The following is an 11,862-nucleotide window of genomic DNA, read 5'->3' on the forward strand; positions in this document are numbered from 1 at the left end:
ATCGTTAGCTCCTATATTAGCGAGTAACACTATAAAACGAGTGTTGCTCGCTAAAATTTATTCACACTTCAAATTACTTTTAATTGCTCCAGTATCCAGCGATGAATTGGGCTTTCACTGGTACGTGGATGCCATGCAGCTATTACTTTAAAAGGCGGCGGCAATGCTTCCACGGTTAGCTCTTGTACTTTATTGTTTGGTAGTAATCGCGCTGGGTAAAACGCGATCATATCGGTTGTATGAAGAATGTTTGGTACTGCCGAAAAGCTAGGTACCGACATAACAATATTGCGTTTAAGGCCCTTTGCTGCAAACCACTGATCGTGAGAACCACGTAAATTGGCACGCGAAGGTGATACCACTAGCTGCGGATAAGCTGCAATTTGTGCCAGTGTTAACGGCTCATTTGTTAGCTTGTTGCCACAACCTGTAACGCATAAATGCTGCTCTTCAAGCAAAGTAACATAAGCTAAGTTATCTGGAATAAATTCAGGAAAACTAATCAGTAAATCAAGCTCGCCCGCCGTAATTAGCTGGTTAACATTATCTGAGGCAAAGTCGCGCACTATTAGTTTTAATCCGGGGGCTTCTCGCCTAGTTATATTAAAAAGCTGCGGTAACAAGGCTTGAGTTGCGTAGTCTGTCGCGCTAATAGTAAATACACCTTTGTATGTTTGCGGTGTAAATACATCGGGCTCTAACAGCATTTCAAGTTGCTTTAAAATATGGCTAATAGGTTGCTGCATAGATAACGCTTTAGGCGTTGGCACCATGCTATTTCCTTGGCGAATAAACAAACGATCGTCAAATAAGTCACGTAGTTTACGCAGTTGCTCGCTAATTGCTTGCTGGGTTAAGCCCATTTTACGTGCAACCTGCGACAAGCTTTTTAAATCAAGCAAGGCATTTAGTACCCTGAGCTGTTTAATATCGAGCCGGTTAATACCATTCATAATTGTATCTAAAACAATAAAGTGTTGTTTCAAATTGTACCCTTAAAGCTCTACGCTTACCAACATTGCTTAAACAGCTAAGCATCAACATACTTTACCTTGTTAATTACGAGGTAATAAGCCACTAAGTTTGCTTTAAGAGAGAGTTTTAATGAATCAATCTATTTCTGATACCAGCTCGTTATTTTCATCTGTAGAACTTGGCCCTTATACACTTAAAAACCGTATAGTAATGCCACCACTTACACGTTCTCGTAGCACCCAACCAGGTAATATTCCTAACGACTTAATGGCAACCTATTATGCGCAGCGTGCCAGCGCTGGTTTTATGGTTACCGAAGGCACGCAAATAGAGCCAAGAGGTCAAGGCTATGCATGGACTCCTGGTATACATTCTGCGGCGCAAATTGAAGGTTGGAAAAAAGTAACTCAAGCTGTGCATGCTAAAGGGGGCATTATATTTGCTCAACTGTGGCATGTTGGCCGTGTATCGCACACCAGTTTGCAACCTAATGAAGCCAAGCCAATAGCTCCTTCAGCAATTACAGCTGACAACGTTAAGGTGTTTATTGAAACCGGCCCAGGCCAAGGTGCTTTAAGTGAACCAAGTACACCGCGCGCTTTAAGTACTGATGAAGTGAGCGAGTTAGTTAATATGTATGCGCAAGCAGCAAAAAATGCATTAGAAGCCGGCTTTGACGGCGTTGAACTACATTGTGCTAACGGTTATTTAGTTAATCAATTTATTTCAGAGCACACTAATGTGCGTGACGATCAATACGGCGGATCACTTACTAATCGTCTGCGTTTTTTAAAAGAAATTGTTGCTGCTGTGAGCGCGGTTGTAGGCGCTGATCGCTTAGGCGTTCGCTTTGCACCACTTTTTAGCAGCACAGATGAAACCCGCGTTTATTTGGGTTTGGTCGAGTCTGATCCACAAAATACCTACATAGAAGCGATTAAGGTACTTGAACAAGCAGGTATTGCTTACTTATCGATTGCTGAAGCCGATTGGGATAACGCACCTGATTTACCTGAGCAGTTTTACAAAGCAGCTAGAGCGCAGTTCTCTGGTCGAATTATATATGCAGGAAAATACACGGTAGATAAAGCACTGCGTATTTTAAATAATGGCTACGGTGACTTGTTTGCTTTTGGTCGGCCTTTTATTGCGAACCCCGATTTACCTGAGCGTATTAAACAACAATGGCCTTTAAATGAAGCTGATGCAGCCACTATGTATGGCGGCACAGAGGTTGGTTATAGTGATTATTTATACTATAAAAACATTTAATTTAAGCAGGCCACGGAAGGCCTAATACTCAATATAAAAATCGACATCCTTAATGCAATATCAATAGTTTTCAGCTAAATTAATAACTACTAATACCGTTTGAGTATGTTATGTTTTTGCCTTTATTTAATAAACAAACCGCAGGCCACTGTGTTATATTTTTACTGCTAATCAGTATTAGTAGCTGCGGTGAAAATGATAATACACCAACAACTCCCTCTAGCCAAGTCGAGCCTGCAATTGCCCCTATTACTACCGGTAACTGGTATAAACCCGCATTGGGGAGCACCTGGCAATGGCAGCTAACTGGCACAATAAATACTAACTACAATGTTAATATTTACGACATAGACCTATTCGATTCCCCAGTACAGTTAATACAAACATTACAAGCTCAAGGTAAGCGGGTTATTTGCTATTTTTCAGCGGGTTCTTATGAATCGTGGCGAAGTGATAAGAGCCAATTTTTAATCAACGAATTAGGTAACTCTTTAGCTAATTGGCAAGGAGAGCGTTGGTTAGATATTCGCTCACCTAATGTGCAAGCAATAATGGCTAGTCGTCTAGATTTAGCAGTACAAAAAGGATGTGATGGCGTAGAGCCCGATAACGTTGACGGCTATATGAATAATTCGGGCTTTAATTTAACTGCAAACGATCAGCTTGTATTTACTCGCTTTATAGCAAATCAGGCGCATACTCGTGGCTTGGCGGTTGGCTTAAAAAACAATCTTCATCAGGTAAATGAGCTGCATAGTTATTTTGATTTTGCAGTAAACGAGCAATGCTACGAGTATCAAGAGTGCGAATTACTCACCCCTTTTATAAGTAACAATAAAGCTGTTTTTCATGTTGAATATAATAGTAAGTATAGTAATGGTAGCGCTGAACTGAACAATATGTGTGATGATGCTATTAATAGGCAATTTAATACACTGGTTTTGCCAATAAACCTAGATGACGAATTCAGGATTAGCTGCTTGTAAAAGCCTTGTTTACTTACCTTTATTTTATAAAGCTAAGCATCTTGATCTTTACTCATAAGATCTACCATTCTTTTTCTGAGCTCTTGCTCATTAATGTCTTCTTTATGAGTGCCAATGGTCCATACGTGGCCAAAAGGATCTTGCAGCGTACCTGCTCTATCACCATAAAACTGATCATGAACGGGGCGTATTTCTTTCGCTCCTAACGCAATGGTTTTTGCAAATACCGTATCTACATCATCAACATACAACATTATGCTTACGGGTGTACCGCCGAGCTCTGTAGGGCTTTTAAAATGAACATCTGGGCACATATCTGAGATCATAATATGTGAATTACCAATTTTAATTTCTGCATGAGCAATGCCGCCTTCAGGCATAGGCATTTGCATAACTAGCTGCGCATCAAAAGCGGCACAATAAAAATCAATTGCTTGTTGCGCACCGTTTATAATTAAATAAGGGGTTATTGAATGATACCCTTTTGGAATAGCTGATACCGCCATGTTGTGCTCCTCGTTATATGCTCTCCTTACAAAGGTTAGTCTAAAGTGGCAAACAATATAAAATAAACACGTATTTATTTATCAATATTAGTGGCACTTATTTGCAAAATTATTAGTAAATTTTGCTAGTATCTACCACTTAATAATATTTACTGATACGCTGCATATTTAAACAAAAGGACTAACATGAAAAAACAAACAACACTTTTTATAGCCACTGCGTTATTCGCACTCGCGGGTTGTTCAACTTCAGTGCCAATTAAAAACTTTGAACAAAACCTTATTCCACAAACATCTAAAATAATTAATAACACTGCAGATGTTGAAACAGGTATTTTAAAAGCCTGCATTCAACTAGGTTGGCAGTGTGCTCCTGTTAGTGAAGGTAAAATAAAGGGAATTCTTAATATTCGTACTCATCAATTAATCGTTAATATTAATTATGACAAAACAGCCTATTCTATCAATTACCAAGATTCGACTAACCTTAATTACAACGGTAGTAAAATACACCGTCAGTATATTAATTGGGTAACTAATTTAATGCGCCATATTGATGCTGAAATGATTTAAACTTTTATATTTGTTTCACTAATACAAAAAAGGAATTGTTATGAGTCACTTAACTATACCAAGTCACTGGAAAATAAAACGCTCCACTCACTTTTTTACTAAAGATAACATTCCAAAAGCGTTACTTACTCACCACAACACAGCCGAGGGTGTGTTTGGCCAAATTTGCGTTATGCAAGGCACTGTTACCTTTTACGGATTTTCAAATGAAGCCGCCACAGAGCCTGAGCAAACTATTGTAATTAACGCGGGGCAATTTGCTACCAGCCCGCCACAATACTGGCATAAAGTAGAGCTAAGCGACGACGCGCAATTTAATATCAACTTTTGGGCCGAAGCCGATACAGGCAATAAAGCCCTGTTTAAAAGTTCACGTATTCATAGCAAACCTATTTTAGATTAATACCACTTAAAATAACTAATTTACGTACAAACAAAAAAGCACCTAACATTTAGTTAAGTGCTTTCATAAATAACGGTGCAATTAATGCCAAATGCACTGCATATTAGCCTTGTTTATGTTTGATCATATCAATCCAATCTTGCGCCCAATTTTCTTTAGAGCACACTTTCGCTATTGATGTTAACCCGTTATATGCCAACGTTTTACTTTGCTGATAGTCATTCAAGCTAGTTGTTAGCGCTTGGGTAAACTCGGCAGTATTAGGCATCACTAATCGACCATTAAAACCATTAATTATAAGATTAGATAAGCCTCCAACGTTACTACTTATAACCATACAACCTGCGGCCATTGCCTCTATCATAGATAACGAAGTACCTTCTGAACCTAGTGTTGGAATAATGGCAATGTGTTGGCGTTTATGTACGCTAAAGCTTTCATTTGGTCCGTACTGCATTAATTTCACTTTTACTTCATTAGCAAATAGTTCTGTTAAATATGGTTTTAATGGCCCATTTCCGGCAAAGCTTACTTGAATATTATATTGCGGTAAAAGCTGCTTAATAATAGGTGCTATTAATTTAATACCACGGTAATCAACAAAACGACGAGCAATAATAATATTTAGTGTTGCGTTATCATCTGACCATTTTTTGGCAAATTCACTTTCGCTAATTTTTTCACTATAAAAGTTATAAATAACCTTCATATGTTGCTGCTCAATATTAAACCAAGTGCGATACCAGTTAACAAAGTTATGATCTACACACACCAAACTGCAATCTGATTTTATATAGGATAAATATTTGTACTGACTTAATAGCGAGGAGCAATATTGTGATATGGCTGATTTTGCTGCGCGAGGTTTATCCCAAGATATACCATGCTGAATCGCTAGCGTTTTATAATCAGGCATTTTTACTGAATAAGAGTCGGTAGCAAAAATAATAATATCGTTATTTTTGTCTGCATTTTCACTGACCCAGTTTGCAAGGGCGATTTTTTTTAAGTTACCGCGATATAAACCGGTAGTAACGCTATGAATAGTGTACTGGGGAGTAGTTAAGGTAAACGCTTTTTTAGCCGGTTGTACTATATGACATGGCCAACCTTGGCGAGTAAAAACATCGCACAAACTTAAGATATAGTTTTCAATGCCACCAATGGTATGCATAGTGCCGTTATGATCAAACATAGCACGGTAAATAATATAAATATTAGGCATCATATATCCTGACAAACTTGTTTAGTTTGCTGCAATTACAGCGATTACTCTTTTGGTAATATAACATTTAGCCATACATCTTTGAAGATATTTACAAACGCTTGCCATCCCTTATAACCAAATATTAGCAATACATAACAATTTCTTCTAAGTCATAGCGAAAGTGTATTTTCTTAAATAAGTTTAAAGCGTTAAAGTGCGCCGCTAAATCACAGCTAATGAAGAGGATATTATGTCGCTTGCTGTACTATTAATGCTGGCATTGTTTGTTGGTCTGTTATTCGCGATTTATCTTTTTTCGCAAAAAAGTAAAACGTTATCACGCACCGTTTTATTTGGCCTAGTACTGGGCAGTGCTTTTGGTTTGGCTTTACAGTTTTTATTTGCCGAACAACCCCAAGTTATTAACCATGTTTTAAGTTGGGTTGCCGTCGTTGGTAAAGGCTATGTTGGGCTATTAAAAATGGTCATTATGCCTTTGGTATTAGTGTTTATGATTGCCGCGGTAGTCAAACTTGAAAACCAAGGCTCTTTAGGTAAGATTTCATTTGTAAGTATTTCTATTTTACTGGTTACCACAGCCCTTGCTGCATTGGTTGGTATTGCGGTTACTTATGGCTTTAACTTAAGCGTAGAAGGATTAGTGGCCGGCACTCGTGAAGCGGCACAAATGACTACTTTAGAGAGTAAAGCGGCTAATGTTGCTAACTTAAATGTGCCACAAATGTTGCTTAGCTTTATTCCAGAAAACCCATTTGCCGATTTAAGTAATACACGTTCAACCTCTATTATTGCCGTCGTTATTTTTGGCGTGTTAATAGGCATTGCTGCACGTAAAGTAATGCTAGAGCGCAGCGAACTTACAGCGCCTATTCGTACTGGTGTAAACGCTTTACAAGCCACTGTAATGAGCTTAGTTAAAATGGTTATAGCTTTAACGCCTTACGGTGTTGCAGGATTAATGGCGAATGTAGTCGCAAACTCAAGTGGTAACGACATTCTTAATTTATTGGCGTTTATTATCGCCTCTTATGTCGCTATTTTATTAATGTTTGTTGTGCACGGCATACTGTTAAGCCTAGTTGGGGTTAGTCCAAAACATTATTTTACTAAGATTTGGCCAGTAATGACCTTTGCTTTTAGTTCGCGCAGTTCAGCGGCATCAATTCCAATGAACATAGATACACAAGTAAACCAACTTAAAGTTCCCCCAGCTATTGCTAATTTATCAGCCTCTTTTGGTGCTACGATTGGACAAAATGGCTGTGCAGGTATTTACCCTGCAATGCTAGCAATGATGGTTGCACCTAGTGTGGGAATAGACCCGATGACTTTTGAGTTTATTCTACCCTTAATAGGTATTGTAGTGATTAGCTCTTTTGGCATTGCCGGTGTAGGCGGCGGCGCAACTTTTGCTGCGCTAGTGGTATTACCAACAATGGGATTACCCATAGAAATTGTTGCGTTACTTATATCAATAGAACCATTAATTGATATGGCACGTACTGCGCTTAATGTGTCAGGCTCTATTACTTCAGGTGTGATCACCAGTAAAATAATGAAAACGCCACAGCAAGACTAATTAATAATTAAGCCCAGCTTTGCTGGGCTTTTTATACTGCGCTACAGTTATATAAAACCCGCAAAACAGCCCATAATTAACCACTTTCCTGTTCATTTAGCATGCTCAAAACCCTACCAACAAGCATTTTAGTTATGTAAACATATGTAAAGCTTTGTGTAATTACAGCCGCTATCAGTTGCTATTCAGTTTCAGGCTCTAATATCGGTTATGTATAAAAAACATAAGCGAGACATTACTATGAAACAAATAACTGTGAAACTAACACCTATAAAGCTAAACACTATTAACTTAACTGTTTTGTTAGCAGTGTTTTTAACACTTACTATGCTCTCAAGTAACGCCTTTGCAAATCCGCAAAATGTACATAACAAACACCATAAACCAGGTAAAGTGATACGTCATATTCCTAGTAATAGTGTATCGGTACGTTTTAATGGTGCAGTATTTAATACCCATAATGGCACTTACTATCGTAAACACAGCAGAGGCTATCGAGAGGTAATGCCACCAAGAGGTTTACATATTAGATCACTGCCTAGATACCACTCACGTTTAAGGCATCGCAATAACACTTATTATACCTATCAAAATGTATATTATATTGCCGAAAATAACGGCTACACAGTAGTAGATACGCCTAAAATACAGGTTAACCGAGCAATCAAAGTAAATAACAGCAACAATTATAAGCTTGGGCTGTTTTACGACTCGCTACCAACGGCAGCAAAGCCCGTAACTATTAGCTCGGTGCAGTACTTTAAATATGATGACATTTATTTTTTACCGCAAGTTAGTGATGATGTAATTAAATATCTCGCTGTTAAACTCAATTAATACTGTCTTTATCTGTCGCAAATAAAAACCTAAATAAGGGCATAGCATTTTATCTTGCTATCAAGCTACTTCGCTCCTATAGTCAGCAGATTATAGGCCTTTATTTTGAACAAACTTGTTATGAAAACTAGCACTCCAGCTCGTGATTTTGGTGAACTATTAGGTTACGCACCTGGTAATGTTGCTGTTTACTCGTCTGACTATGACTCTGCCGACGAAAGCATTTACCCTAACCGCAGTGCCTATCGCAGTTATTTAGATGGCATTTATATGGGTTATAAATGGCAGTGCGTTGAATTTGCTAGGCGCTGGATGTATCTCAATCATGGTTATATTTTTGATGACATAGCCATGGCTTACGATATTTTTGAGCTACGCTCAGTACGTGAAGTTAACAGCCAAAATAGACTTCCCTTACAAGCATTTAAAAATGGCGCAAAGCATCACCCTCAAGTTGGTAGTTTACTTATTTGGGAAGAAGGTGGTGAGTTTGAAGAAACCGGCCATGTTGCCATTGTAGTAGAAGTTCACCCTGATAAAATTCGTCTTGCTGAGCAAAATGTTGGCCATCAAACATGGCCACAAGGTCAAAATTGGTACCGCGAGCTTAAAGCTAAAATAACCAAAGATGGCGACTATTGGATTGAATGCTCTTATAACGATGCAACTATTTTAGGCTGGATGACCCAAACTGATCAAATTGAACACGCAGAACCTACCACTGAAATAAACACCGATTTATTTACAATCAAATCTAATTACATTGCCGATACAGGCCAAGCTGCAAAGTCATGGTTAAATATTGCTAATGATGACGAAGCCGCCTATGTAGACATGATGCAAGGCCACAAGCTGACCTCCAATGCAGAGGATCAACATAGCTACTTTACTATTTCACACACAGCCCAACAAGCCATTGAGCATGCCACTAATGAGCTGCATGGCTTATTTATGCATGCCACCGATTATGTGTTACAGCACCCTGAGCTATTAAAAAAGTTTAATTTACCTGAAGTAGTACTCAATAAAATTCGTCAATCGTGGGATAACCGCTTAAATCAATTGATCACCAGTCGCTTTGACTTTGCACTAACCCCCGCAGGCTTAAAAGTGTATGAATACAACTGCGACTCCGCTTCGTGTTATATGGAAAGCGGTAAAGTTCAGGGTAAATGGGCAAAGCACTTTGGGGTTAAAACGGGTATTGATGCAGGCCAAGACTTATTTAAAGACTTAGTAAAAGCATGGCGAAAAAGTGAAGTAAAAGGTTTAGTTCATATTCTTCAAGATGACGAGCCAGAAGAGCATTACCACGCTTTATTTATGAAAGAAACAATTGCGGCAGCAGGTTTTGAGTGCAAAATTATTATTGGTTTAAATACTCTGTCTTGGGATGCCTTTGGCAATATTATTGATGCCGATGGCAATAAACTTAATTATGTATGGAAAACCTGGTCGTGGGAAACTGCACTTGAGCAAATTCGTGAAGAATGCGAGGCTGATCAAGCTCAAAATCATAATTTTGAGCCGCAATGGCAAGCAGGAGCAACCCCGCGGTTGGCTGATGTATTATTGCGTAAAAATGTCATGGTTTTTGAACCACTATGGACACTGATCCCCAGTAATAAAGCAATCTTACCGGTGCTGTGGAGTTTATTTCCTAATCATAAATATTTGCTCAATACCGCGTTTGAGCTCAGTGATGAATTATTACAAACCGGCTATGTAGTAAAACCCATTGTTGGCCGCTGCGGAGCAAATATTCAACTAGTCGATCAGCAACAACAAACCATTGAGGAAACCGCCGGACACTTTGCATCCCAAGAGCAAATATATCAGCAATTATTTGCGCTACCAAAAGTAGACGATTACTTTGTACAAATATGCAGTTTTACCACAGCAGGAAAATATTCTGGTGCGGGTGTGCGAGTCGATAAAAGCATGATTATTAATGGCAATAGTGACTGTATGGCACTGCGGATTGAATAACTCGTCAAATTAATAAACAATACTTTGCGGGCTTAGTTTTAGGGCTTAGCATTAAATATAATAGCTAAGCCCTTTAGCTATTATATTTATTACACTGTGCATAATTTACAAAAAAGTGCATAGTTTTCAAATATGTAATATTTAACATCATTATTCCCCTCATATTGAAAACCCTATCTGATTGTATATAAACAACTTTATTTAAAATCCCTTCTCGGCATGGTGATTGCTTTAAATAAAGTAAAGTATGTTCATATAGTAATTAATGGGCAAAATAATTAAGTAGGAGAAATTATGAGTAATAGTAACAAAACAGCTAAATTTACCGCTCCAGGTATGAGTAACGATTCAGCAGAAAAAACTATCTCTACACTCGACAATCGTATGGTTGCGCTAATTGACTTACAACTTACCCTTAAACATATTCACTGGAACGTAGTTGGCCCTAATTTTATTGGCGTGCATGAAATGCTAGACCCACAAGTTGCGGTTGTACGCGAAATGACAGACACCATTGCTGAGCGCATCGCAACGCTAGGTGGAGTACCTGTTGGTACGCCAAAATCAATTGTTGATCGCCGTACATGGGACGAGTACTCAATTGGTAAAGCCCTCGTTACCGAGCATTTAAGTGCACTCGATAATGTATATAGCGGTATTAATAGCGATCATCGTAAAGCCATAGATACGCTTGCTGATCTTGATCCGGTTTCTGAGGATATGATCACCAGCCAACTAGCCGAGCTAGAGCAATTTCAATGGTTTATTCGTGCTCACCTTGAATCATCAACAGGTGAACTACAAAAGTAGGTGCACTATTATAACTGGCATACATAGCTAAATATTTATTGTTAGTTAATAATTTAAAATTAAGAAAAGCCCGCATTATTAATAATGCGGGCTTTTTAAGTGCTAATAACTTACTAAAATAATAACCTACTAAAATAATTGCACATCATACATAGCAAAGTATCTGCATTTTGCTCTTAAAAAGTTTACCCCCAAGTAGCCATTAAATATTGTCACGCTCAGCAAATGCATAAAAAAGAACCTCCCCCAATTAACCCCTCGTACATCTGCATTTAAATTTTATACTATTATTACCAGTCGATATTTTATTTATATTAGCAACTAAATTGGTTAACCAACTAAATTTTAAACTTAAAATAAAAACTACAAAGCCATTACCAGTAAGTAATTTACATTTCTTATTTTAAATAAACGCCTCATACACCCTCAGTAAGTTAATTTCTTTTTATCGCCTTGGTACTTATCAGCACTTTCTTATCTAAAACAATGAATTTTTTATAGGTTAAAACCCCAATCTTCCCAAATAAGTAAGGTTAAACTCACCTTGCTTTTAAAAATTATAATTAATAAATAGCAATAACAAACCTATATACCAACATTAAATTAAACTTTTTAACTGCGATTACAAAATAAATTAAAAACATAACTTGTTAAATTTGTTAAATATTAAACAAAAAGAAACCAAAATTGTAATACCAAATTCA

Annotated in this window: 11 protein-coding genes; 8 read left to right on the forward strand and 3 right to left on the reverse strand. The window is 37.8% G+C overall.

Going from position 1 to position 11,862, the window contains the following annotated elements; all coding sequences use genetic code 11:
* Positions 1-68 precede the first annotated feature (68 nt).
* A complete protein-coding gene (locus tag H5058_RS15625) occupies positions 69-986 on the reverse strand; it encodes a LysR family transcriptional regulator (RefSeq protein ID WP_011329095.1) in 918 nt (305 codons plus the stop codon).
* A 118-nt stretch (positions 987-1,104) separates the two neighbouring features.
* On the opposite strand from H5058_RS15625, the gene H5058_RS15630 reads away from it, so the two are divergent.
* Together H5058_RS15630 and H5058_RS15635 are read left to right on the forward strand one after the other, a co-directional pair.
* Positions 1,105-2,247, forward strand: a complete 1,143-nt coding sequence (locus tag H5058_RS15630) for an alkene reductase (RefSeq protein WP_182678948.1) — start codon at positions 1,105-1,107, stop codon at positions 2,245-2,247.
* Between the two features lie 110 nt (positions 2,248-2,357).
* Entirely contained in the window at positions 2,358-3,233 is an 876-nt protein-coding gene (locus tag H5058_RS15635; protein WP_182678951.1) for an endo alpha-1,4 polygalactosaminidase, read from the forward strand.
* A 32-nt stretch (positions 3,234-3,265) separates the two neighbouring features.
* Here H5058_RS15635 and H5058_RS15640 read toward each other — a convergent pair whose 3' ends face one another.
* Positions 3,266-3,739, reverse strand: coding sequence for a VOC family protein (locus tag H5058_RS15640; RefSeq protein ID WP_011329098.1), 474 nt, complete (start codon positions 3,737-3,739; stop codon positions 3,266-3,268).
* A gap of 186 nt (positions 3,740-3,925) precedes the next feature.
* Here H5058_RS15640 and H5058_RS15645 point away from each other — a divergent pair, with 186 nt between their 5' ends.
* Both H5058_RS15645 and H5058_RS15650 read left to right on the forward strand, forming a co-directional pair.
* Entirely contained in the window at positions 3,926-4,312 is a 387-nt protein-coding gene (locus H5058_RS15645) for a lipoprotein (RefSeq protein ID WP_011329099.1), read from the forward strand.
* Positions 4,313-4,352: 40 nt separating this feature from the next.
* The gene (locus tag H5058_RS15650; protein ID WP_182678953.1) at positions 4,353-4,715 is read left to right on the forward strand and encodes a DUF1971 domain-containing protein; all 363 of its coding nucleotides are present in this window, start codon (positions 4,353-4,355) and stop codon (positions 4,713-4,715) included.
* A gap of 103 nt (positions 4,716-4,818) precedes the next feature.
* Here H5058_RS15650 and H5058_RS15655 read toward each other — a convergent pair whose 3' ends face one another.
* The gene (locus H5058_RS15655) at positions 4,819-5,940 is read right to left on the reverse strand and encodes a glycosyltransferase family 4 protein (RefSeq protein WP_011329101.1); all 1,122 of its coding nucleotides are present in this window, start codon (positions 5,938-5,940) and stop codon (positions 4,819-4,821) included.
* A 232-nt stretch (positions 5,941-6,172) separates the two neighbouring features.
* Here H5058_RS15655 and H5058_RS15660 point away from each other — a divergent pair, with 232 nt between their 5' ends.
* The 4 genes from H5058_RS15660 to dps all read left to right on the forward strand — a co-directional run bounded on the left by H5058_RS15660 (position 6,173) and on the right by dps (position 11,158).
* A complete protein-coding gene (locus H5058_RS15660; protein ID WP_089368713.1) occupies positions 6,173-7,522 on the forward strand; it encodes an L-cystine transporter in 1,350 nt (449 codons plus the stop codon).
* Between the two features lie 240 nt (positions 7,523-7,762).
* Positions 7,763-8,359, forward strand: coding sequence for a DUF6515 family protein (locus tag H5058_RS15665; RefSeq protein ID WP_011329103.1), 597 nt, complete (start codon positions 7,763-7,765; stop codon positions 8,357-8,359).
* Between the two features lie 120 nt (positions 8,360-8,479).
* Complete coding sequence (gene gss, locus H5058_RS15670) at positions 8,480-10,348, forward strand: bifunctional glutathionylspermidine amidase/synthase (protein ID WP_182678955.1); 1,869 nt, start codon at positions 8,480-8,482, stop codon at positions 10,346-10,348.
* 294 nt (positions 10,349-10,642) lie between these two features.
* Positions 10,643-11,158: a DNA starvation/stationary phase protection protein Dps gene (gene dps, locus H5058_RS15675; RefSeq protein ID WP_011329105.1), complete on the forward strand. Its 516-nt coding sequence runs from the start codon at positions 10,643-10,645 to the stop codon at positions 11,156-11,158.
* Positions 11,159-11,862 lie beyond the last annotated feature (704 nt).

Origin of the sequence: Pseudoalteromonas sp. SR45-4, from assembly GCF_014163535.1 — a bacterium.
In the GTDB taxonomy this organism is placed as follows: Bacteria; Pseudomonadota; Gammaproteobacteria; order Enterobacterales; family Alteromonadaceae; genus Pseudoalteromonas; species Pseudoalteromonas nigrifaciens.